This is a genomic window from Microbacterium sp. AG157, assembly GCF_003385695.1.
GTDB classification, from domain to species: Bacteria; Actinomycetota; Actinomycetes; order Actinomycetales; family Microbacteriaceae; genus Microbacterium; species Microbacterium testaceum.
This window is the reverse complement of record NZ_QRDK01000004.1, coordinates 608,948-634,939: the sequence shown is the minus strand read 5'-3', so window position 1 is coordinate 634,939 and position 25,992 is coordinate 608,948. Positions and strand designations below refer to the sequence as shown.

The window sequence follows — 25,992 nt, the reverse complement described above, 5'->3', positions numbered from 1 at the left end:
CCTGTGGGAGAGTAGGACACCGCCGGACTTCTTTTCAGTCGAAATGGCCACCCAAAGTTGGGTGGCCATTTCGCATTTACGGGCACTTCCCCGGGTGCCGACGCGCTGATGCGTCCCGTCCCCTCCCCAGGACAACACCCACCACCGCCTCGTCGTATGCGGGGCATCGGCTGCCCGACCGGGGTCTACGCTGGCGACACCGAGGAGAGGCCGCCGTCACGCGCCACACCCACTCCGGGGGCAGAGCCCTGCATTCATCCTGACGCGACCATCGCGCCCACCGCGGTCTCACCGGCGACGTGACCATCGGCCCGGCTGCCCGGTGCTGCACGGCGCGGTGATCACGTCGGAGCGTAGCCGGTCGTGCTGCGCGAGAAGGATGCCCTGGACGGGGCGGGCTCAGTGCGTGCGGTCCAGGTGGGCCCCACACCCTGATCGGCCCGAGGGCGAGTGTCGCGGGCGCCGACGTGGGCAAGGAGCTGTTCTTCGCGCCCGGTACACGGGTCTTCACCGGGGCGGTGATCGGTGATGGCGGCGAGGCGCGCAGTTGATCCCGCCAGACGCCCGTTCGTCACGCCGATTGAGGACGGTCGCGTGGCCCCTCGTGACACGACGCGTCGGCTCTGTGCGGGGAGAGCCGACGCGTCGATGAAAATGTATCGAGCTCAGCCCGTGTTCTGCAGGCCCGCCGCCACACCGCTCACCGAGAGCAGCAGCAGCCGCTGGTGCTCGGCATCCGGAGTCGGGTTTTCGGCGTCCGCTTCGCGAAGCGCGCGCAGGGCCCGCAATTGCAAGAGCGACAACGCGTCGACGTACGGGCTGCGCATCTTCACGGCGCGCTGCAGGATCGGCTTGTTGCCGAGCAGGTCTCCGCCGGTGATCCGCTCGACCCAGGAGCGGGTGAGCAGCATCTCGTCCATCACGAGCTGGGCGAGGTCGTCGCGGTCGCCCAGCGCGAGGTAGCGACGGGCGATCCGCTCGTCGGCCTTCGCCAGGCTCATCGCGACATTGTCGATCATCGTGCGGAACAGCGGCCACTGCTCGTACGCGTCGCGCAGGCGCGGCTCGTCGCCCACGGCGTCGAGGGCGGTGCCGAGACCGAACCATCCCGCGAGGTTGATTCGGGCCTGCGTCCACGAGAACACCCACGGGATCGCCCGCAGGTCTTCGAGCGACTCCACGGAGAGCCCGCGACGCGCGGGGCGTGATCCGAGGGCCAGGTGGCCGAGCTCCTCCATGGGAGTGACCGTGGCGAACCACGGTGCGAAACCGGGCGCCTTGACCAGAGCGAAGAAGCGCTCGCGGGAGGCGAGATCCATGGTGGTCGCGACGTCGGCGAATGCCTCCGCAGCTCCACGATTGCGACGTTCGATCGAGGGGGAGGATGCCGTGAGCACGGCGGCTGCGACCTGGTCGATGTGCCGCATGGCGATGTCGGCGTCACCGTAACGGGCGAAGATGACCTCGCCCTGCTCGGTGAGCTTGAAACGACCGTCGACGGAATGCGGGGGCTGCGCGAGGATCGCGGAGTTGGCAGGCCCACCGCCGCGTCCGAGGGCGCCGCCGCGCCCGTGGAAGAGCGTGAGCTCGATGCCCTCGGTCGCGGCCCACGTGGAGATCTCGGCCTGGGCCTCGTAGAGCGCGAGGTTGGCGGCGACGGGCCCGACGTCCTTCGAGGAGTCGGAGTAGCCGAGCATGACCTCGAGGCGCCGGCCGGTGGCATCCAGCCGACTGACGAACGAGGGGTGCGAGACGATCTCGGCGAGGATGCCGGGAGCGGCCTGGAGGTCGGCGAAGGTCTCGAACAGCGGGATGACGTCGAGCACCGGGGGCTGTTCGCCGGGTCCCATCGCGAACGAGGCCAGCTCGTGCACATTGGCGAGGTCGTCGGCCGACTGCGTGAACGACACGATATAGCGCCCGGCGGCACGGGGGCCGAAGCGCTCCTGCACGTACGCGATCGAGCGGAAGACCTCGAGGACTTCTTCGGTCTGCTCGCTGCGGGCACCTCCGGCGCGGAGCTCGTCGAGCACCTTCCGGTGAACCGCCGAGTGCTGGCGCACTTCGAGTTCGGTGAGGTGGAAGCCGTAGGTCTCGACCTGCCATACCAAGCGCTGCAGGGCGCCGTATGCCTGGCGCGCGGCACCGGCGGCGACGAGTGAGTCCTGGACGACGCGCAGGTCGGCGAGCAGGTGCTCGGGGTCGCGGTAGGCGAGGTCGGCGTTGCGCGTGCGGGTCGCGGCGATCTTGCGCGCGAGCAGCAGCAGAATGCGGCGGTGCGGTTCGTCGGGGGAACGCTCCGCGATCTCTGCGGCGGCGTCCTCGTCCGCCGCGCGCAAGCGGTGCCACAGCGCGACGAGTGCCTCGCTGGGCGGGGTGGTGGCGGCATCCAGGGTCAGCCCTCGACCCACGCGCCGGGTCGTGCGCTCGAGACCGATCAGCACGTGCTCGCTCGCGATCGCCGCGGCCTTGCGGGTGACGGATGCCGTGACGAACGGGTTGCCGTCGCGGTCACCGCCGACCCACGAGCCGACGCGCACGAACGGCTTCACGATCGGGGCGCGGGATCCGGCGTTCTCACCCTGAAGAATGTCGTCGATCCGGCGGTACACGCGCGGAACCGCGGTGTACAGCGTCTCGTCGAAGACCGACATGACAGAGCGCACTTCGTCGACGGGTGAGGGCTTCTCGCGCCGGAGGGGAGCGGTGCGCCACAGCGTGTCGATCTCTTCGAGCATTCGGCGTTTGGCGCGACGGCTCTCGGTTCCGCCCTCGGTAGCACCGTCGTGCTCCGACAGCAGCTCCGACAGACGCCGAATGCTCGTCGAGATGGCGCGACGGCGGGCCTCGGTGGGGTGGGCGGTGAAGACCGGGTGGAATCGAAGCGCCTGAAGGCGCGCGAGCGCCGTCTCTTCGCCGACCTCGCTCGAGAGCCGCTCGAATGCGCTCGCGATGGTGTCGGGGGCTCCGCTGCGCGACGGCTGATCGCCGCGCTCGCGCAGCACGCGCACGCGTTGATGCTCCTCGACGAGGTTGACGAGGTGGAAGTACGCCGTGAAGGCCCGGGCCACTTCGTCGGCTCGTTCGATCGAGAAGCCGTCGGCGATCGCGGCCGCACGCTCGAACGCCTCGGGCGTCTCGTCGGTGTAGGCCTGGATCGTCGCCGTGCGCAGCCGCTCGACGTCGTCGTACAGTCCGGGGGAGCCGCTCTCCTGAAGGACGCGGCCCAGGAGGGATCCGAGCAGGCGCACGTCGGCGCGCATCTGTTCGGGGAGCTCCTGGCCGGCTTCGAAGCGGCCCACGAGGTCGATGGCCTCGGTCGGGGTCAGTTCACGCACAGGCCCCAGATTATCGGCGTCAGGGGCCGGACCGATCCACGTGTAACGGCGTGCGTCGGTTCGCAGCGCCCGATTTCGGAGTTTCTCCGGTCGGAGACGCCGACTGCCGCAGCAATTCGCTCGATTCGGGTGACGGCATCCGGAATCTCCGGAGCGGTGTTCAGTACCGCGCCGAACCGTGCGGCGGCGGCGGACGACACGCGAGGGTTTTACGACGGGATCGTGCGAGATCGGCCCGGAGCCGCGACGTGGTCGCCCGGTCGGGGGATACTCGTGGCGAGCGGCGTCGCCCCGGCCCGCGGAGGGAGAGACCGTGAGTGACGACGCCCTGCGGGAAGCCGCCGAGACGATGAGGACCGTGCGCGAGCGCTGCGTGTGGACGCAGCGGATCGACCACCGCGACCTCGTGCCCTACCTCGTCGAGGAGAGCGCCGAGGTCATCGACGCGGTCGAGGCGGGAACGCGCGCCGATCTGCGCGAGGAACTCGGCGACCTGCTCTGGCAGGTGCTCTTCCACGCCGAGATCGCCGCCGCGGATCCTGGCGACCCCTTCGACATCGACGACGTGGCCCGGGGGCTGACCGAGAAGATGGTGCGGCGACACCCGCACGTGTTCGCGGATGCCGTGGCATCCACCCCCGAGGACGTCCTCGTGCACTGGAACGCGGCGAAAGCGGCCGAGAAGCGCGAGCGCACGAGTGTGCTCGACGGGGTCAGCGACCACATGCCTTCACTCGCCCTGGCGCAGAAGGTGATGGGCAAGGCCGCGCAGGTCGGCGTGTGCGCGCCGACGCACCACCTGGCCGACCCCGAGACCGAGGCGGAGCTCGGCGACGCGTTGCTGACCCTGGTGCACCTGGCCCGCACGCGTGGTTGGGACGCCGAGCGCGCTCTGCGGGAGCGGCTTCGCACCCTGCGCGCCGAGGTTCGCGAGGCGGAGGCGGCCGCGAGCTGACCGGACCCTCGAGCTCGCGGGTTCCGGTGCGGTCGGCATGCGGGGACGCGAGCGGCACGGTGCGATCTCGAGCCGCGTGCCGCGCCGGCAGCCGGCGGCGTCGCATCGCTCTGGAAGAATGGGACCGTGGCATCCGTGAACCCGCCGCGCGGCATGCGCGACTTCCTCCCCGCTGACAAGGCCCGCCGCGAGCGTGTGCTCGCCATCATCCGCGAGCGCTATCGCGCGCACGGCTTCGACGAGATCGAGACCCCGGTGATGGAGGACTACGACCGCCTGCACGCCGGGATCGGCGGCGACAACGAGAAGCTGTCCTTCAGCATCCTCAAGCGGGGAATGGATGCCGAGAGCATCCGGGCCGCGGCCGACAACCCCGCAGCCCTCGCCGACTTGGGCCTGCGCTACGACCTCACGGTGCCGCTCGCCCGGTTCTACGCCACGCACCGCGCGTCGCTGCCGACGGTGTTCCGCTCCATTCAGATCGCCCCGGTCTGGCGCGCCGAGCGTCCGCAGAAGGGGCGATACCGCCAGTTCGTGCAGTGCGACATCGACATCATCGGCGACGCATCGGCGAACGCCGAGGCCGAGCTCATGGTCGCAAGCCTCGACGTTCTCGACGCGCTCGGGCTCGAGGGCGGCACGATCCGGGTCAACGACCGCCGTGCCCTGGACGCGATGCTCGACGTCTTCGGCTTCGCACCGGACGAGCGTCCCGGCGTGCTGATCACGATCGACAAGCTCGACAAGGTCGGCCCCTCGGGGGTCGTCGCCGAGCTCCGCGACCGCGGCGTGACCGCCCGGGCGGTCGATGCCTTCGCCGAGTACCTCGCGCGGCCGGCGTCGCAGCGCTCGTTCGATGAGGTCGGCATTCGCGCGGCCCTGCCCGCCGGCATCCCCGCCGAGGTCGTCGCCCACCTCGTCGACCTCGGCGACACCGTCGCCGCGGCCCGCGGGGGAGCTGTGCCGCTCGTCTTCGATCCCTTCCTCGTGCGCGGCATGGGCTACTACACGGGTACGATCTTCGAGCTCGCCCACCCGAGCGTCGACTACTCGCTCGGCGGCGGGGGCCGCTACGACGGGATGATCGGCCGCTTCCTCGGCCAGCAGGTGCCCGCGGTGGGCTTCTCGATCGGCTTCGAGCGGATCGTCGACCTGCTCCCGGCCACCGCCGCCGACGGCGAACGTTCGATCGTTCTCGTGCACGACCGCGACGTGTCGACGGCCCAGCTGCTCTCGCTCAAGACGGCACTGATCGCCGGTGGGGCACGCGTGCGCGTCGAGCGGCGCGCGAAGAACATGAAGGCCCTGCTCGAGCGCTCCGCCGCCGACGGCTATGCGTCGTTCGCGACCGTGAACGTCGAATCGACGCCGGAGACGCTGGAGATCAAGCCGCTGGCCTGATCGAGGGATCGCCGGGGGGCCGGATCTCGGTGGACCGGGTGCTAAGCCACCGCGCTGATCAACGCCTCCGCCGGGTTCTCGGCCGCGAGGCGTTCCAGGCGCGCCGCGGTCTCGGCATCGCGAGGCGAGAACCACACCACCCGGGAACCGAGCCCGTCGTCGATCCACAGGCTCGACATCTCGAGGTGGAGTTCGCCCACACGGGCGTGAACGAGGTGCTTGTTCGCGTTGCGCTCGCCGCCGACGTCGCCCAGCCGCCAGAGCTCGGCGAAGCGCGGTGACTCCTCTTCGAGGTCGGCGATGAACCGCTGCCACGACGGTTCTTCGTGATGGCGGCCGTAGGCCGCGCGGAGGCGTGCGGCGATCCGTCGTTGCGCGTGGTCGAGGTCGACGTGCGAGCGCTGCCACTCGGAGTCGGTGAACAGGAGCACGGCGCAGTTGCGGCGCTCGGTCGGCATGTCGTCGAGGTCGTCGAAAAGATAGCGGTAAGCGCGGTTGTACGCACGGATGTCGAAGCGGGCGGTCTGCACGGCGGCGGGGTAAGGAAGGAGTTTCTCGAGCAGGTCGAGGTGTGTCGCACCGACGCAGTACCGCGCCCCGCGGTCGGGCACGGGGAGGTCGGCGAGGGCGAAGAGGTGATCGCGCTCGTCGTCGCTCAGTCGGAGCGCCCGGGCGATGGCCGCGACGACCTGGGCGGAAGCCGCGATCGGGCGTCCTTGCTCGAGCCAGGTGTACCAGGTGAGGCCGACCCCGGCGAGCTGCGCGACCTCTTCTCGGCGAAGGCCGGCGACACGGCGCCGCGTCCCCTCGGGAAGCCCGACGTCGGCGGGACGCAGGCGCGCTCGCCGGCTGCGCAGGAACCCCGCGAATTCGGCGCGGACGTCGTCGGATCGAGTCATGGCATCCCTCCCTCCCCGGCGATCATAGGACGGGCCGGCGACATCCCACCCGTCGGAGGGGAGTGCTGGCAGTACCAGCATGAGCGCACTCCTGGTACCAGGATGAAGCGGTCTTCATGCTGGCACCATGACGACTTCCGCACACCCCGCCACCGGCAGCGCTCCGGTGTCGATCCGTCCGGGCGCCTTCGCCGCCGTGCCCACCTGGCGCTACCTCGGATTTCTGCTGGGGCCCGGCGTCGGCACCTTCGCCTTCAACGCGGTGACGGTGATCCTGCCGACCCTGCGCGAGCGCTTCGGAGCCGGCGACGTCGCTCTCGAGCTCGTGATCGCGGGATACGGCATCCCCTTCGCGGTGCTGCTCATTCTGGGCGGTCGTCTGGGCGACCGCTTCGGCCGGCACCGGCTGTTCGCCGTCGGAATGGCCCTGTTCCTCGTGTCGGCCATCGCCTGCGCGCTCGCGCCGTCCATCGAGACGCTGATCGCCGCCCGGGTGGTGCAGGGCATCGGCGCGGCGCTGTGCACGCCGCAGGTGCTCGCCACCATCCAGGCGACCTCTCAGGGCGCCGCTCGCACCCGCGCGATCGCGGCATTCGGTGCGAGCGGGGGTATCGGAGCGGCCGTCGGCCAGGTGGCGGGCGGCGCTCTGGCGGCGCTGTCCTTCGGCCCCGTGGAGGGATGGCGTGCCGTCTTCGTCGTCGTTGCTCTCATCGCCGTGGCCGCGATCGCCCTCGCGCCGCTGGCTCCGCGTTCGCGTGCGCACGAGATCGTCGCGATCGACCTGGTCGGAACCGCCGCCTTGGGGCTCGGCATCCTCGCGGCATCCGTCGCTCTGACGTTCGGGCCGGTCTGGGACTGGTCGTGGCCGGTCGCCGTGGCGCTGGTCATCGCAGCCGTGGCGCTCGTCGCGATGTGGAAGCACCAGAACGCCGTCGAGCGTTCGGGTCGGGTGCCGTTGCTGCCGCCGAGCGTGCTGCGGCTGCGTCCCCTTCAGCTGGGCCTCATGGCCGCGGGGCTCTTCTTCGCGGGGTACTCGGCTCTGCTCTACGTCTTCCCGCGAGCCGTCGAGGCCGGTGGGCTGAGCTCTCTCGACGCCGGGATGGCGCTGCTGCCTTTCGCCGTGGTGTTCGCCGGCGTCTCGCTCGCGGTGGCACGGATCCAGGCGAAGCTCGGGGACTCGACGCTCGTGCTCGGCGTCACGGTGCAGATGGTCGCGCTCGTCGCGATGGCCGTCACCCTCGTCCTCGCGTGGGGAAGCGACATCGGGCTGTGGCTGCAGCCGGCGCTCGTCCTGCTCGGGGCGGGTCAGGCTCTGATCTTCTCGCCGCTCACCCAGCTCGTGGTGCGCGAGGTTCCGGTCGAGGCCGCAGGCCTGTCGGGCGGGATGTTCAGCACCGCCCAGCAGCTCGCCCTGTCCTTCGGCGTGATCGTCATCGGCGGTGTCGTCACCCTCACCGGCGTCGGCGGCCGCGCCGAACTGCTCGCCGGGCTCGCCTTCGACATCGTGCTCGCGGCGGCGGTGCTGGCCCTGGCGGTGGCGCTGCGCGCGCGGGGGCGCGGCGCGTCGGTCTAGCTCTCGCGCGTCGCCGCGCCGATGCCCAGAGCGTGCCGTCGTCCCGCCGTCACGGCCCGGCCACCGGGCGTTCACCGCGGGCCGGTGTCATCGGGGAATGCGCGCGCGTCGACCGGTGACCTTGACCGCGGCGTCCGTGGTGGCGCTCGCCGGAGCCGGGGCGGTGGGGGTACGCGCCCTCATCTCCCGGCAGGCGGCGATCGCCCGCCGCCGGATCGGGAAGCCCCTCGGCGAGCAGGCCCTGGATGCCGATCGCGTCTGGCGGCGCAAGAAGCACCCGGGTGAGCCGGTCGAGCTGCTCGTGCTGGGCGACTCGATCGCCGCGGGGCTCGGTGCGGGACACCGTCGCGACACGCTCGGTGCGCGCCTCGCGAAGGGGATCGCGCGAGCGGCCGGGCGACCCGTACGGCTGCGGACCGCGGCGGTGGTGGGGTCGGAGACCTCGGCCGTCGCGGCGCAGGTGGCCTCGCTCCCGCCGGAGTACCGACCGGATGCCGCCGTCATCGTCGTGGGCGGCAACGACGTGACGCACCGGATCCCGGCATCCCGTTCCGCGGAGCAACTCGCGCACGTCGTGCGCGACCTGCGCGACCGGGGCGTGCCCGTCGTGGTCGGCACCTGCCCCGACCTCGGCACCCTGCGCGCGATCCCGCAGCCCCTCCGTGCGCTCGCCGCGCGGTCGTCGCGGCAGCTGGCCTCGGCTCAGGCGACCGCCGTGCACCGTGCGGGTGGGCGGGTGGTCGGACTCGCGCGCGCCGTGGGTCCGGTGTTCGCGGAGCGACCCGACGAGATGTTCAGCGTCGACCGCTTCCACCCCAGTGCCCTCGGCTACCGTCGCACGGCGGAGGCGCTGCTGCCGGCGGTGCTCGCGGCTCTGGAGTCGGGGCGAGCCGATGGCTGAGACGGCCCGATCCTCACCTCACGCATAGCTCCCGGATCTACCTTTCTTCCACGCCTCCCATCGATGTCTTCCTCAGTACCTGGCGCGCCGATCCGATCACGCTCGGCGTGCTCCTCGTGGCATCCGCCGCCTACCTCCTCGGTGTTCGGCGCCTCCGTCGCCGCGGGGAGCGGTGGCCGGTCCTGCGCACCATCGGCTTCTTCGCGCTCGGGTTGCTGCCGTACGCGGTCATCGAACTCGGCTTCCTCGGCGTGTACTCGTCGGAACTGCGTTGGGCGTTCTCGACCCGCGTCGCGCTGCTGATCTTCGCGGTTCCCGCCGGCATCGCCGCCGGTCGCCCGCTCGATCTCGTTCCCTCGGGTCTGCGCGAGCGTTTCCTCTCCGCGCGCGTGACCCGCATCTTCGGCAACGCGATGGTCGCCACCGTCGTCATTGCGGCGGTGTTCTGCCTCTTTCTCACCCCGATCGCCGGCATCCTGCGCGTGAATCCGGCGGTCGAGGCGTCGCTGGGGATCGTCGTGCCCCTCGTCGGGCTCGCGATGGTGCTGCCGATGATGGCGCTCGGCGCCGTCCACACCGGCGCCTTCATCGCCATCGAGTTCCTGCTCGCGTTCGTCGAGCTGCTGATCGACTCCGTTCCGGGGCTGCTGATGCGCTTGAACGACAACGTGCTGGATCTGATCCCGGATGCCACGCAGGCGGTGTCGTGGTGGCCGTCGCTGCTGCACGACCAGCACCTCGCGGGTGACATGATCTGGTTCATCGCGGAGTTCGCCGACGTGCCGATCCTCGTGATCCTCATGGTCCGTTGGATGAGGTCGGACCGAGTGGAGGCCAAGGGTTTCGACGAGCTCTCCGACGAGGAGTACGACGAGATGACCCGCGCCCATCTGCGCGGAGAGCGTTGACCCGCTCGACCGGTGCCGACAGGCTGGGGGAGTGCGCACCCACGAAGACGTCGATGCCTTCCTGACCGAGACCCTCGTCGGGCCCGACCCCGAGGGGGAGGCCGCGCTCGCCGCCCAGCACGGCGCGGGCCTGCCGGCGATCGAAGTCGCGGCGGTCAACGCCAAATTCCTGCACCTGCTGACGCGCATCGCCGGGGCGCGCCGCGTGCTCGAGGTCGGAACGCTCGGCGGATACTCCACGATCTGGTTCGCCCGCGCCGTCGGCCCGTCGGGACGGGTCGTCACCATCGAGGCGGAGCCCGCGAACGCGGAGATCGCCCGCGCGAACCTCGCGCGCGCCGGAGTCGCGGACCGGGTGGAGGTGCGCGTCGGTCGCGGAGCCGACGTGCTGCCGACGCTCGCGGACGAGGGGCCCTTCGACCTCGTCTTCATCGATGCCGACAAGGAGTCCAACGAGCTGTACCTGGACTGGGCGGCGCGTCTCGGGCGGATCGGCACGGTGGTCGTGCTCGACAATGTCGTGCGCGGGGGAGAGGTCGCCGATGCGGACACGACCGATCCGAAGGTGCAGGGCGCTCGCCGCGGCATCCTGATGCTCGGATCCGACCCCCGGTTCGACGCCACGGCCCTGCAGACCCTCGACCGCAAGGGGTGGGACGGGGTGGCGGTCGCGATCGTGGTGGATGCCGTGGGACGCTCGACCGATCGGTAGGCGGTCCCGTCGCGCTCCGTGCAGCGCGGACTCCGCAACCCGGCCGCACGCCCGGCGAACGAGATCACTAGACTCGACCACGGACCGACGACGCTCCGCCCCCTCTCCACCCAAGAACCAACGAGGAGTCCTTCGTGGCACTTATCGAGGCTGTCAACGCGCGCGAGATCCTGGATTCGCGCGGTAACCCGACCGTCGAGGTGGAGGTGCTCCTCGACGACGGAATCGTCCAGCGGGCCGCCGTGCCCTCCGGCGCGTCCACCGGCGCGTTCGAGGCCTACGAGCTGCGCGACGGCGACAAGAGCCGCTACAGCGGCAAGGGCGTGCTGAAGGCCGTCGCCGCGGTCGTCGACGAGCTCGGCCCCGCGATCGAGGGCGTCGAGGCCAGCGAGCAGCGCATCATCGACGAGATCCTCATCGAGACCGACGGCACCGAGAACAAGTCGCGCACGGGCGCGAACGCCATCCTCGGCGTGTCGCTCGCCGTGGCCAAGGCCGCCGCCGACAGTGCCGACCTGCCCCTGTTCCGCTACCTGGGCGGCCCCAACGCGCACCTGCTGCCCGTCCCGCTGTTCAACGTCATCAACGGAGGCGAGCACGCCGACAACGGCATCGACTTCCAGGAGTTCTTCCTGGCCCCGATCGGCGCCGAGACCTACGGCGAGTCTCTCCGTTGGGGCACCGAGGTCTACCACGTCCTCAAGGGAGAACTGAAGTCCGCGGGCTACAACACCGGTCTCGGCGACGAGGGCGGCTTCGCCCCCGACCTGCCCAGCAACCGCGAGGGCCTCGACTTCCTCATCCGCGCGATCGAGAAGGCCGGCTTCACGCCCGGTAAAGAGATCGCGGTCGGCCTCGACGTCGCCGCCACCGAGTTCTACAAGGACGGCGTCTACACCGTCGAGGGCAAGGAGTGGAGCGTCGACACCCTCGTCGACTACTTCGCCGACCTCGTCGCGAACTTCCCGATCGTCACGATCGAAGACGCCCTCGCCGAAGACGACTGGGACGGCTGGAAGAAGCTGACGGATGCCATCGGCTCCAAGGTCCAGCTCGTCGGCGACGACCTGTTCGTGACCAACCCCAAGCGCCTGCAGCAGGGCATCGACCTCGGCGTCGCCAACTCGCTGCTGGTCAAGGTCAACCAGATCGGCACCCTGTCCGAGACGCTCGACGCGATCTCGCTGGCGACCCGCTCGGGCTACACCTCGATGCTGTCGCACCGCTCGGGCGAGACCGAGGACACCACGATCGCCGACCTCGCCGTCGCCGTGAACGCCGGTCAGATCAAGACCGGTGCCCCCGCGCGCAGCGAGCGCGTCGCCAAGTACAACCAGCTGCTCCGCATCGAGGAAGACCTCGGCGACGCCGCGGTCTTCGCGGGCCGCTCGGCTTTCCCCCGTTTCAAGGGCTGATCGTCTGACCACATGAGGAGGGGGAGCCGTACGGCTTCCCCTCCTCCGTCGTTCGCGAGCGCTTTTCGCTGAGCGGACGCCGTGCCCCCGGCGCGTCCGCGGAAGCGCCTTCCGGCGGGCCGTAGACTCGCGTGCGGTTCGAGATCCGAGCCGGACGACGACGGAGGGGATGCCGTGGAGCGACCGACTTTACCTCCTCGCCGCCCAGCGGCATCCGAGGCTCCGACGTCGAGCAGGACCTCGTCGAAGAGGGGGCCGAGGGCATCGGCCCGACCGGTGCGTCCGTCGGCGCGCCCGGCCGCCCGCGAGCGCCGCGTCGACGTGCGCGACTGGCTCGGCCGCGTACGCATCTCCGGTTTCGTCGTGATCATGCTGGGTCTGGTGGTGCTGGGGACCTTCGTCCTCGTGCCGACGGTCGGCACGTATATGGACCAGCGCCAGCAGATCCAGGCGCTTCGCAGCGCCGTGCAGCTCAGCCAGTCCCAGGTGGCCGATCTGCAGACGCAGCGCGACCGCTGGTCCGATCCCGCGTACATACGGACGCAGGCGCGCGAGCGTCTCGGCTACACGTTCCCCGGTGAGGTCGTGTACCTCATCGACAACGACCTGCCGGCCTCGGCCACGCCGCAGGAGCAGGACGACGTCAGCGGTGACGTGGGCCAGACCCGCACCGACTGGATGGCACAGCTCGTGCGCTCGGTCACCTCCTCGGGCGCGGCGCAGGTGGCGGTTCCCGACGTCACCGTCGGCGTTCCGGATCCGACTCCCGCCCCCGACGCACCCGCGGGCTGATTCCGGGTCCCGGCGGGCTGTCGGAGACGGCGGGTACCCTGGAGGCGATGACTACCGCAACGCTTCCCCCCGCCTCCGACGCCGACCTGGCCGTGCTCCAGTCGCAGCTCGGCCGTGTCCCGCGCGGGGTCGTGGGAATCGCGGCGCGCTGCGTGTGCGGCAATCCCACGGTCGTGGCGACTTCGCCGCGGCTCGACGACGGCAGCCCGTTCCCCACCTTCTACTACCTCACCCACCCGGCGGCGACCGCCGCGATGTCGGTGCTCGAGGCGGGCCACGTCATGAAGGAATTCTCCGACGAGCTCGCCGAGGACGAAGAACTGCAGCAGCAGTACCTGGCGGCGCACGAGGCGTATCTGCGAGACCGTGCGGCCTATGGCGAGCCCGAGGAGATCGCCGGGATCTCGGCCGGCGGCATGCCCGCGCGCGTGAAGTGCCTGCACGCTCTCGCCGGTCACGCGCTGGCCGCGGGTCCCGGCGTGAACCCGATCGGAGACCGTGCCCTCGAGCGCGGTACGTGGTCGCCCGAGCGGTGCCAGTGCGAAAGCCCCGGGGCCGGCGGATGAAGCGCGTCGCCGCCGCTATGGCATCCGTCGTTCTCGTGACGGTGCTGAGCGGGGCGATGGCGATGCCCGCGGTGGCCGCGACGGTTCCCGCGTCGGCCGCACCCCAGGCCCCGTCGAATCCGGTCCCCGAGGACCCCACCGACTCGGTTCGCGCGGGGGAGTACTGGCTCGACCAGTACGGCGTGCGCGAGGCATGGAAGACCACACGGGGTGCGGGTCAGAAGATCGCGATCATCGACACCGGCATCGGCCGCGGGCCGACCGAGTTCACCGGGGCCGTTGTCGGCGGCACCGACGTGTCGGGCGTGGGCGCCTCCGACGGACGCTCGCCAGTCGGCGCGGTGGACGCGAATCACGGAAGCTGGGTGGGTTCGCTTGCCGCAGCCCGCGGGACCGGCAACGGCCGCGGCATGATCGGTGTCGCGCCAGAGGCCGAGTTGCTGTCGATCTCGGTCGGGTTCGGCGCCTCGAGTGCCAAGCCCTTCACGGATCAGATCGCCGATGCCATCCGCTGGGCGGTCGACAACGGTGCGACGGTCATCAACATGTCGTTGACGACCAACACCCTCGACTGGGACACCAGCTGGGATACCGCCTTCGAGTACGCCTTCGATCACGACGTGGTCATCGTCGTGGCCGCCGGCAACCGGGGCAGCGGCACCGACCGCGTGGGCGCTCCGGCCACCATTCCCGGCGTTCTGGCCGTCGGCGGCGTCGACCCGAGCGGCGCGGCGAGCAACGACGCCTCGACCCAGGGCATCACGATCGGTCTCTCCGCCCCGAGCGAGCGGCTCATCGGTGTCTCGGCCGACGGTTCGCTGGTGCAGTGGAACGGCACGAGCGGTGCGGCGCCCATCGTCGCCGGCATCGCCGCCCTCGTGCGCGCTTCGCACCCGGGGATGGATGCCAACAACGTCCTCAACCGTCTGATTCAGACCGCGAGGCCCGCGGCCGGCGCTTCGGCTCGACCCGACAAGCTGTACGGCTACGGACTGGTGGATGCCGCTGCTGCGGTGTCGGCGCGGGTCGAGACCGTGTCGGAGAACCCGCTCGGGAGCCTCAAGGAGTGGATTCGTCTGTACCGCCGCGCAGACGCGGAGCCGTCGCCGGAGCCCACCTCGAGTCCCGTGGTCATCCCGCCGCTGCCGCCCGTCGAGGCGGCGCCCGCGGCGGGGTCGCCCCTTCTGCCGTCTCGCGATAGCGTGCTGTACGGGTCGTTGCCGCTCGGCGCTGCCACACTGGCCGCTATAATGATTGCGCTCGGTGTCACTGCTGCTGCCCGGCGAATCCGACAGGCGCGCGTCTCCCGCGAGCCGAGCCGCACCACAAACGAGGAGTCCCTCACATCGTGACCACTACCGTGCCCAGAATCCTCATCGTCGGTGGGGGCTATGCAGGTTTCTACACCGCCTGGAAGCTCGAGAAGCTGCTCGGCCGAGGCGAGGCCGAAGTCACGCTCGTCGACCCGCTGCCGTACATGACGTACCAGCCCTTCCTCCCCGAGGTCGCCGCGGGCGAGATCGAGCCCCGCCACGTGGTGGTCGGCCTCCGTCGCCACCTGAAGCGCACCACGGTCATCGCGGGCAAGGTCACGGGCATCTCGCACGCGACCAAAACCGCGACGGTCACGCCGATCGCCGGTGACGAGACCTTCGAGCAGAGCTACGACCACATCGTCGTCACCGCCGGTGCCGTCTCGCGCACCTTCCCGATCCCCGGCATCGCCGACAACGCGATCGGGCTCAAGACCATCGAAGAGGCCGTCGCGATCCGCGACCGCCTCACGTCGAACTTCGACAAGGCGTCGGTGCTGCCCGCAGGTCCCGAGCGCGACCGTCTGCTGACCGTCGTCGTCGTCGGTGGCGGCTTCGCCGGTATCGAGGTCTTCGCCGAACTGCGCGCCTACGCGTCGTCGCTGCTCTCGCAGTACCCGACCCTGGCGTTCGACGACACGCACTTCCACCTCATCGAAGCCATGGGCCGCATCATGCCCGAGGTCTCGCAGAAGACGAGCGAGTGGGTCCTCGCCGACCTCGCCAAGAAGGGTGCCTTCGTGCACCTCGACACGCAGGTCAAGGGCGCGGTCGACGGCATCGTCGAGCTGTCGACGGGGGAGAACCTGCCGACCGACCTCATCATCTGGACCGCCGGTGTCATGGCCAACCCCACGGTCGTCCGTGGCAGCGACCTGCCCGTCGAGGAGCGCGGTCGCATCCGCACCCGCCCCGACCTGCGCGTCGGCACCGACGAAGAGATCGTCGAGGGTGCGTGGGCCGCCGGTGACGTCTCGGCCGTTCCCGACCTCTCGGGCGGCGGCGTGGGCGGATTCTGCGTCCCCAACGCCCAGCACGCGGTCCGCCAGGGCAAGCTCATGGCGAAGAACCTCGTGGCGGTGCTCCGCGGCGAGGAGCCCAAGGAGTACAACCACAAGAACCTCGGTGCCGTCGCCGGCCTGGGCCTGTACAACGGCGCCTTCCAGTCGGGCAACATCGCCCTGACCGGTCTGATCGCCTGGTTCGCACACCGCGGCTACCACGGTCTCGCCATGCCCACCTGGGAGCGCAAGTTCCGCGTGATCGGCGACTGGATGCAGAACTTCGTCCACGGCCGCGAGGTCGTATCGCTCGAGGCCGTGCAGAAGCCTCGCGCAGCCTTCGAGGAGTTCGCCGCTCGCCCGCGTCCGGCCGCTCCCGCCGCAGAGACGCCCGCAGCTCCGGCTGAGAAGAAGGCCGAGCCCGTCGCGGCCAAGTAACACCCTTCGTCCGAGACCCTCGCGCCCTTCCGGGTGCGGGGGTCTCGGCGTTTCCGGGGGCGTCACGTGTCGTCGTGCCGAGTCGGGGACCGGGAGGCCGGATGTCGTCATCGGGAATCGGCGTGTCGTCGCTCTTCTTGCCGCACGGTCAGCGGGCGGCGGGCGACGCCCGCGATACGGTGGAGGCACGGGCCCCCGTAGCCCAATGGCAGAGGCAGGCGACTTAAAATCGCTTCAGTGTGGGTTCGAGTCCCACCGGGGGTACGAGATGCCCGTTGCGTGCAGATCGCCTGGGAGTCCCTCGCACCACCCGTAACGCGGCGCACCCCGCAGTTACACTGGAGGGCAATCTTCCGAACGGAGTGTGGGGACTTATGTGGGAGTGGCTCGTACCGGTCATCGTGATCGTCGGCATCCTGGTCATCGCTGGCATCTACCTGTGGGCCACCTACAACAGCCTCGTCGCGCTCAATGTGCGCGTCGACGAAGCGTGGAGTGACATCACCGTTCAGCTCAAGCGACGTGCCGACCTGCTGCCCAACCTCATCGAAACGGTGAAGGGCTACGCGGCGCACGAGAAAGCCGTGTTCGAGAACGTCACGCGCGCGCGGGCTGAGACACTCTCGGCGCAGAGTCCGGCTGAGGCCGGCGTCGCCGAGGGCCACATGCAGCAAGCGTTGAAATCGCTGTTCGCGGTGGCCGAGGCATACCCGCAGCTCCAGGCGAGCCAGAACTTCCTGCAGCTCCAGCATGCGATCGTCGACACCGAAGACAAGATCCAGGCGTCGAGACGGTTCTACAACGGCGGCGTGCGCGAGTTGAACACGAAGATCAAGGTGTTCCCGAACAACCTCTTCGCCCGCCAGCTCGGCTTCCACGAGCGGGAGTTCTTCGAGGTCATCGACGGCGCCGCGATCGCCGAACCGCCACGCGTGCAGTTCTGAGTGAACGCGCCCCCTCCGCTTCGGCCGAGGGGGCGCGTTTCAGTTGGTGCGACCGTCGGGGTGCTCGTGTCGCTCGGCGCGCAGGGCCCCTGCCAGGTCTTCGGCCGCGTCACCCCACCGCGAGACCGTGACGCGGTCGAGGCCCTGCCAACGTGCGGCCGCGAGCAGTTCGGCGGCGACGCGCTCGGCGGCATCCGGAGACGCCCCGGCCTCCCACCACGCGGACTGCACGCGCAGAGCGCGCGACGCGCGGTCGGCCTTGAGGTCGATGCGTCCGACCACGTCGTCTCCGACGAGGACGGGCAGCGAGTAATACCCGTAGCGCCGCTGCGGCGCGGGCGTGTAGATCTCGATGCGGTAGTCGAAGTCGAACAGCCGCTCGGCGCGGTCGCGGAACCACACCACGGGGTCGAACGGGGTGAGGATGGCTGCCGCATCGACCTTGCGCGGCCGGGCGGCGTCGCGGTGCAGCCATGCCTTGGCCGGTCGACCGGCGACCTGCCAGCCCTCGACGGAGACGGGGATGAGTTCGCCGGCGTCGACCAGATCGTGGATGCCGGTCATCACCGCCGGTCGATCGCGGATGCGCCAGTAGTCGGCGAGGTCGGCCACCGTGGCGACGCCGTACGCGATGGCGGCGCGACGTACGAGCTCTCTGATCGCCTCGGCGCGGGCAACGGAGGTCTCGAGCGCCGCCGGTGGAAGGACATCGGAGGCGAGGGCGTATCGCCGCTCGAAGCCGCGTCGGCCGGCGATGGCGACATCGCCGAACAACCAGAGGCGCTCCAGGCCGTTCTTGACGTCGTCCCACCCCCACCAGGAGCCGCGAGAGCCGCTGCGGGCGTCGTGCTCGATCTCGGCGGGACGCAGCGGACCGCGGTCGGCGAGCTCGTCGCGCAACCACCGCAGAAGTGGCTGATTCGCCTCGGCCCACGCGTCGCGACTGTACTTGGCGCGCAGCTCGTCGCGACGAAACTGCAGCAGGGGCCAGTCATCGACCGAGACGAGGGATGCCACGTGCGCCCAGGACTCGACCCACGTCGGCCGGCGTGAAAAGGCGAGTTTGTCGAGCAGGGCGGGATCGTAGGGCCCCAACCGTGCGAACAGGGGCATGTAATGAGAGCGGGAGAAGACGTTGACGGAGTCGATCTGCAGGATGCGCATGCGATGCAGCACGCCCGTGATCTGACGCGTTCCCACCGTCGCGGGGCGCGGTCGGGCGAAGCCCTGAGCAGCGAGAGCGATTCGGCGGGCGTCGGCGCGACGGAGCGTCGTGGTCATGCGATTCACCGTAGCGACCCCCTCCGACATGGCCGCCGGAGCGCGACCGGCGCGGCGGTAGGCTGACGGGATGAGCGGAACCGATCCCGACGAGCGTGGATCCTTCCTCGACGCCCTGAAACGTCGCACCGTGTCGAGCGACCTGCAGCCGCCCGTCCCGCCGGGTCTGCGGCAGGCGACGGCATACGCGTGGCGGTTGCTGGTGATCGCCGCGGCGCTCGCGGTGGTGATCTTCGTCGTCATCCAGCTGAAGCTCCTGGTGATCCCGCTGCTGGTCGCCGTGCTGATCTCGGCACTGGTGTGGCCCGGGTTCTCTTTCCTGCTGCGGCACCGCTGGCCGAAGTGGCTCGCCATCATCGTCACGGTGCTGGGCACCCTCGCGATCATCGCGGGTCTGGTGTGGGTCGCCGTGTGGCAGATCTCGCGGCAGTTCGGGTCGGTGCGCAAGCAGACCGAGGCATCCGTCCAGCAATTCCGCGAGTACTTGATCAGCGGCCCCCTGCATCTGAGCGCTCAGCAGATCGACGACGGGCTCACGCGGGCGGGGACCTTCCTGCAGCAGCAGGGCGAGGTCATCTGGACCGGGGCCCTCACGATCGGCTCCACCATCGGGCACGTCGCGACCGGCGTGCTGTTGACGCTCTTCATCCTGCTGTGCCTGCTCGCCGACGGGGGCGGCATCTGGCGGTGGACGACGCGCCTCTTCCCGCGCGCCGCCCGACCAGCGGTCGACGGTGCAGGTCGCGCCGGCTGGCGCACCATCAAGAGCTACGCCCGCACCCAACTGCTCGTCGCGACGATCGACGCGATCGGCATCGGTCTCGGCGCCTTCCTGCTCGGCGTGCCCCTGTCGATCCCGATCGGTGTGCTCGTCTTCCTCGGCGCGTTCATCCCGTTCGTCGGCGCGGTCGCGACCGGGGCGCTCGCGGTCTTCATCGCCCTCGTCTACAACGGCCCGCTCATCGCCCTGTTCATGCTCATCGTCGTCCTCGGGGTACAGCAGTTCGAGAGCCATGTGCTCCACCCGATCCTGATGGGCTCGGCCGTCAAGGTGCACCCTCTCGCGGTGGTGCTCGTCGTCGCAGGAGGCGCGATGATCGGCGGCATCGCCGGCGCCCTGTTCGCGGTGCCCCTCGCCGCATTCGTCAACGTCGTCGCCGTCTACCTCAGCACGAAAGCGTGGAAGCGCGACGGTGAGACCCTGGCATCCCCGGATCTGATCTGGCGGACCGTCCCGCGCGAGCGCGGAAGGAGATCATGAACGACACTCCCACCCTGGCCGAGTTCGAGGATGCCGCGCAGAACCTGCGCGGCATCATCACGAGAACGCCCCTCGACGAGTCGCTCCACCTCACCGAGCTGCTCGGTGTACCCGTGAACCTCAAGCTCGAGAACCTGCAGCGCACCGGATCGTTCAAGATCCGCGGCGCGACCTACCGCTTGTCCCGCCTGACCGAGGAGGAGCGGGCGCGAGGCGTCGTGGCGGCATCCGCCGGCAATCACGCGCAGGGGGTGGCGCTGGCCGCGCAGCAGCTCGGTATCGCAGCCACGATCTTCATGCCCCTGGGTGTTCCGGTCCCCAAGCTCCTCGCCACGCGCGGATACGGCGCCGAGGTGATCCTCGAGGGGGCGACCGTCGAGACGCCGCTGCGCCTGGCCGCCGAGTTCGCCGAGCGCACGGGTGCCGTGCTCATCCACCCCTTCGACCACCGCGACATCGTCGTGGGGCAGGGGACCCTGGGCCTCGAGCTCGTCGAGGACATGCCCGATCTCGAGACGGTCATCGTCGGTATCGGCGGGGGAGGGCTCGCCGCGGGAGTCGCCGCCGCCGTGAAGGCACGTGCCGCAGCCGAGGGGCGAGTGGTGCGCATCATCGGCGTGCAGGCGCACAACTCCGCCGCCTACCCCTCGTCGCTCGCCGCGGGGTATCCGATGCAGGTCGAGACCACCCCGACGATCGCCGACGGCATCGCGGTCGCCCGCCCCGGTGATCTGCCGTTCGAACTCATCCGTCAGTACGTCGACGAGGTCGTGACCGTCACCGAGGACGACATCGCCCGCGCGCTGCTCGTGCTCCTCGAGCGCGCCAAGCAGGTCGTCGAGCCCGCCGGAGCCGTGGGCGTCGCAGCGATCCTCGCCGGCAAGGTGAAGGCCAGCGGCCCCACCGTGACGATCCTCTCGGGCGGCAACATCGACCCCCTCCTGCTGCAGCGGGTCGTGGCTCACGGGCTCTCGGCATCCGGTCGCTATATGTCTCTGCGGATTCCGCTGCCTGATCGCCCGGGCCAGCTCGCCCGGGTGTCGGAGCTGCTCGCAGGCGTCGGTGCGAACGTCATCGAGGTGCTGCACACCCGCCACGGGCAGGGGCTCCAGATCAGCGAGGTGATCCTCCAGCTGAGCGTCGAGACGCGCGGCGAGGAGCACCGGGCGCTCGTGATCTCGACGCTCGAGCACGCCGGGTTCATCGCGACGGTCGTTCCGAACTGACGCGTCAGGGCCTCGACCGGGAGGCTGGTCGAGGCGCGTTCAGCGTGGTCACACGCCCCGGACCGCCCTGGCCTCGGCGGTCCGGAAACGCCGCGAGCCGCCCACCCCGGCAGTGGGGGAGCGGCTCGCGAACGAAGGCGGGTTACTGACCCGAGTAGGTCTCGACCTTGACGACCTCGACCTGGATCTCTTTCCCGTTGGGTGCGGTGTACGAGCCCTTGTCGCCCTCTTTGAGGCCCATGACGGCCGTTCCGAGAGGCGAGGCCTCGCTGTAGACGTCGAGCTCTGAGTTGGCCGCGATCTCGCGGTTGCCGAGCAGGAACTTCTCTTCGCCGCCGGCGACGATCGCGGTGACGACGGTGCCCGACTCGACCACGCCGTGGCTCTCGGGGGCCTCTCCGACCTTCGCGTACTTCAGCAGCGCCTGCAGGGTGCGGATGCGCGCCTCTTGCTTGCCCTGCTCGTCTTTCGCAGCGTGGTAGCCGCCGTTCTCTTTGAGGTCGCCCTCTTCGCGCGCGGCCTCGATGCGCTTCGCGATCTCTTCGCGACCCGTGGTCGAGAGGTGCTCCAGCTCGCTGTGGAGGCGGTCGTAGGCGTCTTGCGTGAGGAACGTCACCTGAGCGTCGTTGGACACGGGTACTCCTTCGTCGAGGCGCTGACGGCGGTGTCTGCAGCCGTCGGCGGGGATATGTCGAACGCCCCGGCATCGAGCCGGGGCGCGTCGTGATTCCGCGAGTTTACGGCACCCAACAGGCGTTGACAAAACCTGTGGTCGCCAGCGACAGCGTCGGAATCGTCTCGGTGAAGGCGCGCGAGGCGTCGTCCGACGCGGGATACTGCACGACCTTCCAGCCCACCGTCCCGTGATCCTCGTCGCGGGCCTCGAGGGCGCAGGCGACCGGCTTGCCCACGGGGGCGGTGATCTGGAAGCTGCTCGAGACGGATTTGTCGTCGATGACGGTGAAACCGGTGTCGGTCGCCGTCACCGAGGCCGCGCTGCTGGCGAACGTCGTGTAGCCGAGATACCCGATGGCGCTGAGCGCGAGCACAGCGACGATCGTCCAGCCGACGAGGCGCCGCCGGGGCGAACGCGTGCGCCCGTAACGTTCGACGAGCAGGGCTTGCGTCGTCATGGTCTCCCCGGGCTTTAGGCTGGAGTACCAGGCTACGCGCTTCCGCCCGGACCGAAGGACTCCATGCATCCCGTGATCGTCGCTCTTGCGACCACGCCCTCCCCGGCCACCACTCCCGACGAGTCGATCGTCACACCCGGGCCGCTCGGCTTCGCCGCCATCGCCTTCATCGGCGTCGCGGTGTTCCTCCTCGTGTGGGACATGCTGCGCCGGATTCGCCGCGGTCGATACCGCGAAGAGGTCAACGCCGAACTGGATGCCGAGGAGCAGGCGCGCGCGGCCCGAGACGCCAGCACGACCGACGACCAGGACATCGACCCGGCCGCTCCTCGCAGCTGAATCTCAGCCCGGGGCTCTGGCATCCGGAATCCGAGGCTCGAGAAGGGGACGCGCGGGGGCGTGACGCGCTCAGCCCCGGTGGCCCGGGGATTCAGCCGCCGTGGTACGCCGGGGCGAGGGCGATGAGCAGGCACGCCGTCCAGTGGCAGAGGAACGCCAGCACGGTGCACACGTGGAAGATCTCGTGGAAGCCGAAGTGTCCCGGCCAGGGGTTGGGCTTCTTCAGCGCGTAGACGATCGCACCGCCCGTGTAGAGCAGACCGCCGACCACGACCAGCACCATCATGGCGACGTTCGCCGCGAGCAGGTCGCCGAGGTACATCACGGCGGCCCACCCGAGCGCCAGGTAGAGCGCCACGTAGAGCCACCGCGGCGCGTTGATCCAGAAGACGCGGAACAGGATGCCGAGGATCGCTCCGCCCCACACGATCGACAACAGCAGCACGGTCTTCGGCGTCGGAAGGGCCAGTACGGCGAGAGGTGTGTACGTTCCCGCGATCAGCAGCAGGATGTTGGCGTGGTCGATGCGCTTGAGCACCGCGAGCGTCTTCGGCTTCCAATGGAAGCGGTGATACAGGGCCGAGTTGCCGAACAGCAGCATCGAGGTGGCCATGAACACGGCCCCGGCCCACTTGCCGGGGGCACCCTGCGCCAGGGCGATCAACACGATGCCGGCAGCGATCGCGACGGGGAAGGTTCCGGCGTGGATCCAGCCGCGCCAGGTGGGCTTGAGCTCAGCCTGCGCGCCTACCGCGCCCGCTTCCAGAAGGGGGAGCTGGGGCATGTCGGGGCCGTCTGCGGGGATCGAGGGCGTCACGCTCTCGACACTACGTCTCAGCTCATGCGCGCGGAGGAACATGGGCGATCCGCTCACCCTTCCCCCAGGAAGCACCGGTCGCTTTCACCGGTCGCCGCCGCCTGCGACGCGGTAGCGTAGGCGAGTGGCGCGTATGCGGAAGAACGAGGGGCGTGGACCGCTTTACCGTCTCTACATCTCGCGTCTGCGTCGTCGCATGCCGGCCACCGTGCCGCACCACGTCGCGATGATGATCGACGGCAACCGTCGGTGGGCGCGCCAGCTCGGCTTCGACAGTGCCGCCCACGGTCATCGAGCCGGCGCCGCGAAGATGCACGAGTTCCTCCGTTGGTGCGACGACCTCGGCATCGAGGTCGTGTCGCTGTACCTGCTGTCGAACGACAATCTGGTCAAGCGCGACAGTCGGGAGCTGCAGGACCTGCTCGAGATCATCGCCGAACTCGCTGCCGAGCTCTCGCATGAGCCCAACTGGCGCGTGAAGCACGTCGGCCGCGCCGACGGCTTGCCCACCGAGCTCGCCGAGGTGCTCCACGAGGCCACCGAGCGCACCCGCGGACACGATGGTCTGCACGTGAATCTCGCGGTCGGCTACGGCGGGCGCAGCGAGATCGTGGATGCCGTGCGCTCGATCATCGCGAAGCACGACCAGTCGGGCGGGTCTCTCGAGGAGCTCGCCGCGAGCCTCACGCCCGAACAGATCGGGGAGCACCTGTACACGGGGGGACAGGCTGATCCCGACCTCGTGATCCGCACCTCCGGTGAGCAGCGCCTCAGCGACTTCCTGCTCTGGCAGTCGGCGCACTCGGAGTTCTACTTCGTCGAGGCGCTCGGCCCCGACCTGCGCGAGGTGGACTTCCTCCGCGCGATCCGCGACTTCGCAGCGCGCGATCGCCGCTTCGGACAGTGAACGATCTCGACGACGTATCGGCGTGAACACGCTGTTTACGAACTCGTCATTTTCGCGGCGTGTTAACGACCCCGGGTGGTGTCGAGGGGTCGTACGGTGATCTCATCGGACACGGAGTCCGGTCGAGTCGACCTTCGGATCGCGACTCGTGACCCACAGGTCGACTCGTGACAACCGGGTGATTCACCCGGGTCGGGAGTGGGTTGTGACTGCACGAGCACCGTACGACCAGCGTCACGTCGTCGAGAGCACCGAGGCCGAAACGGGAGCCGACCAGGCTCTGCGCACATATGTCTTGGACACCTCCGTCCTGCTGAGCGATCCGCGAGCGTTCTTCCGCTTCGCCGAGAACTCCGTCGTGATCCCCGTCGTGGTCATCACCGAGCTGGAAGGCAAACGTCATGACCCCGAGATCGGGTACTTCGCCCGCCAGGCCCTGCGCCACCTCGACGAACTCCGTATCGAGCACGGACGCCTCGACTTCCCCGTCCCGGTCGGCACCGACGGCACCCTCCGCGTCGAACTGAACAACACCGACCAGCAGGTGCTCCCCTCCGGCATGCGCACGGGCGGCAACGACAGCCGCATCCTGGCCGTCGCCATGAACCTCGCGCAGGACGGCGCCGAGGTCACCGTGGTGTCGAAGGACCTTCCGATGCGGGTGAAGGCGGCATCCCTCGGTCTGAATACCGAGGAGTACCTCGCCGAGCAGGCGATGGACTCCGGGTGGACCGGTATCGCCTCGATCGACCTGTCGGGCGACGAGATCTCCGACCTGTACGAGACCGAGGTCGGGGTCAGCGAGGTGGTCAAGGGGCTGCCGATCAACACCGGGCTCGTCATCCACTCCGAGCGCGGCTCGGCGCTCGGCCGTGTCACCGGCAAGGGGGAGTACCGCCTGGTGCGCGGAGATCGCGACGCGTTCGGCCTGCACGGGCGGTCGGCCGAGCAGCGTATCGCCCTCGACCTGCTCCTCGACCCCGAGGTGGGCATCGTCTCGCTGGGCGGCCGTGCCGGTACGGGCAAGTCGGCGCTGGCGCTGTGCGCCGCTCTCGAGGCCGTGCTGGAGCGACAGCAGCAGAAGAAGATCATCGTCTTCCGACCGCTGTTCGCGGTGGGCGGGCAGGAGCTGGGCTACCTCCCCGGCGATCAGGCCGAGAAGATGGGCCCCTGGGGCCAGGCCGTGTTCGACACCCTCGGCTCGGTCGTGTCGGGCAACGTGCTCGAGGAGGTGCTCGCGCGAGGCCTGCTCGAGGTATTGCCCCTCACGCACATCCGCGGCCGTTCCCTGCACGACGCGTTCGTGATCGTCGACGAGGCGCAATCGCTGGAGCGGAACGTGCTGCTCACCGTCCTCAGCCGCATCGGCCAGAACTCCCGCGTGGTGCTCACGCACGACGTGGGCCAGCGCGACAACCTGCGCGTCGGTCGGCACGACGGGGTCGCCTCGGTCATCGAGACGCTGAAAGGCCACGGACTCTTCGGTCACGTGACCCTGACGCGGTCCGAGCGTTCGGCTATCGCCGCCCTGGTGACGGAGTTGCTGGAGGCCGGCGAGCTGTCGTAGCGGCTCTCTGAGAGGGGTCGGGATGCCGTGGCATCCCGGCCCCTTCTCGTCGCCGTCTGTGCGGCACCGGGAGGGAAGATTTGGGCTCAGATGAGAGGGTTCTCATTTCACGCTCTCCGGGCTCTCACAATGACCCGCCAGAGTAGAGCCATCGACGAGGGAGACCTCGTCACCCGCCTCGGCGGTTCCCCCCAGGAAAAACAAGAGAACGTCACGTGCAGGTCACCGCTCTTCGGGTGAGTCGGAAGACCACCGTGAGCGTCTCCCCAAACCCCCGGTTCCCCCGCCGGGGGTTTTCGGGTTGT

General features: G+C 69.8%; 23 protein-coding genes and 1 tRNA gene. 18 read left to right on the top strand and 6 right to left on the bottom strand.

Annotated features, from left to right (window positions below):
• Window positions 1–665: 665 nt before the first annotated feature.
• A complete protein-coding gene (locus DEU35_RS15855) occupies window positions 666–3,338 on the bottom strand; it encodes a phosphoenolpyruvate carboxylase (protein WP_116240057.1) in 2,673 nt (890 codons plus the stop codon).
• Window positions 3,339–3,651: 313 nt separating this feature from the next.
• Here DEU35_RS15855 and DEU35_RS15850 point away from each other — a divergent pair, with 313 nt between their 5' ends.
• Both DEU35_RS15850 and hisS read left to right on the top strand, forming a co-directional pair.
• Window positions 3,652–4,293, top strand: a complete 642-nt coding sequence (locus DEU35_RS15850) for a MazG family protein (RefSeq protein WP_396652091.1) — start codon at window positions 3,652–3,654, stop codon at window positions 4,291–4,293.
• Window positions 4,294–4,446: 153 nt separating this feature from the next.
• On the top strand, window positions 4,447–5,694 hold the full coding sequence (gene hisS, locus DEU35_RS15845) for a histidine--tRNA ligase (RefSeq protein ID WP_219728539.1): 1,248 nt from the start codon (window positions 4,447–4,449) through the stop codon (window positions 5,692–5,694).
• Between the two features lie 41 nt (window positions 5,695–5,735).
• Here the strand turns inward: hisS and DEU35_RS15840 are convergent, their stop codons facing one another.
• Window positions 5,736–6,593, bottom strand: coding sequence for a helix-turn-helix transcriptional regulator (locus DEU35_RS15840; protein WP_103210972.1), 858 nt, complete (start codon window positions 6,591–6,593; stop codon window positions 5,736–5,738).
• Between the two features lie 127 nt (window positions 6,594–6,720).
• On the opposite strand from DEU35_RS15840, the gene DEU35_RS15835 reads away from it, so the two are divergent.
• The 11 genes from DEU35_RS15835 (at window position 6,721) to DEU35_RS15785 (ending at window position 17,156) form a co-directional block, all read left to right on the top strand.
• A complete protein-coding gene (locus DEU35_RS15835) occupies window positions 6,721–8,166 on the top strand; it encodes an MFS transporter (RefSeq protein WP_103210971.1) in 1,446 nt (481 codons plus the stop codon).
• A 115-nt stretch (window positions 8,167–8,281) separates the two neighbouring features.
• Window positions 8,282–9,067, top strand: coding sequence for an SGNH/GDSL hydrolase family protein (locus DEU35_RS15830; RefSeq protein ID WP_371861614.1), 786 nt, complete (start codon window positions 8,282–8,284; stop codon window positions 9,065–9,067).
• A 116-nt stretch (window positions 9,068–9,183) separates the two neighbouring features.
• Window positions 9,184–9,975: a cytochrome c oxidase assembly protein gene (locus DEU35_RS15825; RefSeq protein WP_246078235.1), complete on the top strand. Its 792-nt coding sequence runs from the start codon at window positions 9,184–9,186 to the stop codon at window positions 9,973–9,975.
• Window positions 9,976–10,006: 31 nt separating this feature from the next.
• Window positions 10,007–10,687 carry an O-methyltransferase gene (locus DEU35_RS15820; protein WP_116240055.1) on the top strand — a complete coding sequence of 227 codons (681 nt, stop codon included), beginning with the start codon at window positions 10,007–10,009 and terminating at the stop codon, window positions 10,685–10,687.
• Between the two features lie 134 nt (window positions 10,688–10,821).
• Window positions 10,822–12,102 carry a phosphopyruvate hydratase gene (gene eno, locus DEU35_RS15815; RefSeq protein ID WP_013586083.1) on the top strand — a complete coding sequence of 427 codons (1,281 nt, stop codon included), beginning with the start codon at window positions 10,822–10,824 and terminating at the stop codon, window positions 12,100–12,102.
• A gap of 276 nt (window positions 12,103–12,378) precedes the next feature.
• Window positions 12,379–12,894: a septum formation initiator family protein gene (locus DEU35_RS15810; RefSeq protein WP_258027987.1), complete on the top strand. Its 516-nt coding sequence runs from the start codon at window positions 12,379–12,381 to the stop codon at window positions 12,892–12,894.
• A gap of 47 nt (window positions 12,895–12,941) precedes the next feature.
• Entirely contained in the window at window positions 12,942–13,460 is a 519-nt protein-coding gene (locus DEU35_RS15805; protein WP_103210966.1) for a DUF501 domain-containing protein, read from the top strand.
• Window positions 13,457–14,812 carry a S8 family serine peptidase gene (locus DEU35_RS15800; RefSeq protein ID WP_116240054.1) on the top strand — a complete coding sequence of 452 codons (1,356 nt, stop codon included), beginning with the start codon at window positions 13,457–13,459 and terminating at the stop codon, window positions 14,810–14,812. Before DEU35_RS15805 ends, DEU35_RS15800 begins: the two co-directional genes overlap by 4 nt.
• Window positions 14,813–14,820: 8 nt before the next feature.
• On the top strand, window positions 14,821–16,212 hold the full coding sequence (locus tag DEU35_RS15795; RefSeq protein ID WP_116240084.1) for an NAD(P)/FAD-dependent oxidoreductase: 1,392 nt from the start codon (window positions 14,821–14,823) through the stop codon (window positions 16,210–16,212).
• A gap of 191 nt (window positions 16,213–16,403) precedes the next feature.
• Window positions 16,404–16,476, top strand: a tRNA-Leu gene (locus tag DEU35_RS15790).
• Between the two features lie 110 nt (window positions 16,477–16,586).
• Window positions 16,587–17,156 (top strand): LemA family protein, encoded by a 570-nt coding sequence (locus DEU35_RS15785; RefSeq protein ID WP_103210964.1) that lies wholly within the window; start codon window positions 16,587–16,589, stop codon window positions 17,154–17,156.
• Window positions 17,157–17,195: 39 nt separating this feature from the next.
• Here DEU35_RS15785 and DEU35_RS15780 read toward each other — a convergent pair whose 3' ends face one another.
• Window positions 17,196–18,437, bottom strand: a complete 1,242-nt coding sequence (locus DEU35_RS15780; protein ID WP_116240053.1) for a winged helix-turn-helix domain-containing protein — start codon at window positions 18,435–18,437, stop codon at window positions 17,196–17,198.
• 70 nt (window positions 18,438–18,507) lie between these two features.
• On the opposite strand from DEU35_RS15780, the gene DEU35_RS15775 reads away from it, so the two are divergent.
• Together DEU35_RS15775 and ilvA are read left to right on the top strand one after the other, a co-directional pair.
• Window positions 18,508–19,698 carry an AI-2E family transporter gene (locus DEU35_RS15775; protein WP_116240052.1) on the top strand — a complete coding sequence of 397 codons (1,191 nt, stop codon included), beginning with the start codon at window positions 18,508–18,510 and terminating at the stop codon, window positions 19,696–19,698.
• Complete coding sequence (gene ilvA, locus DEU35_RS15770) at window positions 19,695–20,924, top strand: threonine ammonia-lyase (protein ID WP_103210961.1); 1,230 nt, start codon at window positions 19,695–19,697, stop codon at window positions 20,922–20,924. The genes DEU35_RS15775 and ilvA overlap by 4 nt, the downstream gene beginning before the upstream one ends.
• A 142-nt stretch (window positions 20,925–21,066) precedes the next feature.
• On the opposite strand, the gene greA is transcribed toward ilvA, so the two are convergent.
• Window positions 21,067–21,558 (bottom strand): transcription elongation factor GreA, encoded by a 492-nt coding sequence (gene greA, locus DEU35_RS15765; RefSeq protein ID WP_116240051.1) that lies wholly within the window; start codon window positions 21,556–21,558, stop codon window positions 21,067–21,069.
• Between the two features lie 103 nt (window positions 21,559–21,661).
• A complete protein-coding gene (locus DEU35_RS15760; RefSeq protein WP_116240050.1) occupies window positions 21,662–22,057 on the bottom strand; it encodes a DUF4307 domain-containing protein in 396 nt (131 codons plus the stop codon).
• A gap of 63 nt (window positions 22,058–22,120) precedes the next feature.
• Between DEU35_RS15760 and DEU35_RS15755 the strand changes: the two genes are divergently transcribed.
• A complete protein-coding gene (locus tag DEU35_RS15755; RefSeq protein ID WP_103210958.1) occupies window positions 22,121–22,396 on the top strand; it encodes a hypothetical protein in 276 nt (91 codons plus the stop codon).
• Window positions 22,397–22,487: 91 nt separating this feature from the next.
• On the opposite strand, the gene DEU35_RS15750 is transcribed toward DEU35_RS15755, so the two are convergent.
• Window positions 22,488–23,180 (bottom strand): hemolysin III family protein, encoded by a 693-nt coding sequence (locus DEU35_RS15750; RefSeq protein ID WP_103210986.1) that lies wholly within the window; start codon window positions 23,178–23,180, stop codon window positions 22,488–22,490.
• A gap of 166 nt (window positions 23,181–23,346) precedes the next feature.
• On the opposite strand from DEU35_RS15750, the gene DEU35_RS15745 reads away from it, so the two are divergent.
• A complete protein-coding gene (locus tag DEU35_RS15745) occupies window positions 23,347–24,120 on the top strand; it encodes an isoprenyl transferase (protein WP_103210957.1) in 774 nt (257 codons plus the stop codon).
• Between the two features lie 205 nt (window positions 24,121–24,325).
• Window positions 24,326–25,687 carry a PhoH family protein gene (locus tag DEU35_RS15740; RefSeq protein ID WP_103210956.1) on the top strand — a complete coding sequence of 454 codons (1,362 nt, stop codon included), beginning with the start codon at window positions 24,326–24,328 and terminating at the stop codon, window positions 25,685–25,687.
• Window positions 25,688–25,992 lie beyond the last annotated feature (305 nt).

What these genes read in the sequence shown, in the direction of transcription:
- hisS (WP_219728539.1), top strand. Translation starts at nt 4,447, where the DNA reads ATGCGCGACTTCCTCCCCGCTGACAAGGCCCGCCGCGAGCGTGTGCTC.
- DEU35_RS15840 (WP_103210972.1), bottom strand. Translation starts at nt 6,593, where the DNA reads ATGACTCGATCCGACGACGTCCGCGCCGAATTCGCGGGGTTCCTGCGC.
- DEU35_RS15835 (WP_103210971.1), top strand. Translation starts at nt 6,721, where the DNA reads ATGACGACTTCCGCACACCCCGCCACCGGCAGCGCTCCGGTGTCGATC.
- DEU35_RS15805 (WP_103210966.1), top strand. Translation starts at nt 12,942, where the DNA reads ATGACTACCGCAACGCTTCCCCCCGCCTCCGACGCCGACCTGGCCGTG.
- DEU35_RS15800 (WP_116240054.1), top strand. Translation starts at nt 13,457, where the DNA reads ATGAAGCGCGTCGCCGCCGCTATGGCATCCGTCGTTCTCGTGACGGTG.
- DEU35_RS15785 (WP_103210964.1), top strand. Translation starts at nt 16,587, where the DNA reads ATGTGGGAGTGGCTCGTACCGGTCATCGTGATCGTCGGCATCCTGGTC.
- DEU35_RS15780 (WP_116240053.1), bottom strand. Translation starts at nt 18,437, where the DNA reads ATGACCACGACGCTCCGTCGCGCCGACGCCCGCCGAATCGCTCTCGCT.
- DEU35_RS15775 (WP_116240052.1), top strand. Translation starts at nt 18,508, where the DNA reads ATGAGCGGAACCGATCCCGACGAGCGTGGATCCTTCCTCGACGCCCTG.
- ilvA (WP_103210961.1), top strand. Translation starts at nt 19,695, where the DNA reads ATGAACGACACTCCCACCCTGGCCGAGTTCGAGGATGCCGCGCAGAAC.
- DEU35_RS15760 (WP_116240050.1), bottom strand. Translation starts at nt 22,057, where the DNA reads ATGACGACGCAAGCCCTGCTCGTCGAACGTTACGGGCGCACGCGTTCG.
- DEU35_RS15755 (WP_103210958.1), top strand. Translation starts at nt 22,121, where the DNA reads ATGCATCCCGTGATCGTCGCTCTTGCGACCACGCCCTCCCCGGCCACC.
- DEU35_RS15750 (WP_103210986.1), bottom strand. Translation starts at nt 23,180, where the DNA reads ATGCCCCAGCTCCCCCTTCTGGAAGCGGGCGCGGTAGGCGCGCAGGCT.
- DEU35_RS15745 (WP_103210957.1), top strand. Translation starts at nt 23,347, where the DNA reads ATGCGGAAGAACGAGGGGCGTGGACCGCTTTACCGTCTCTACATCTCG.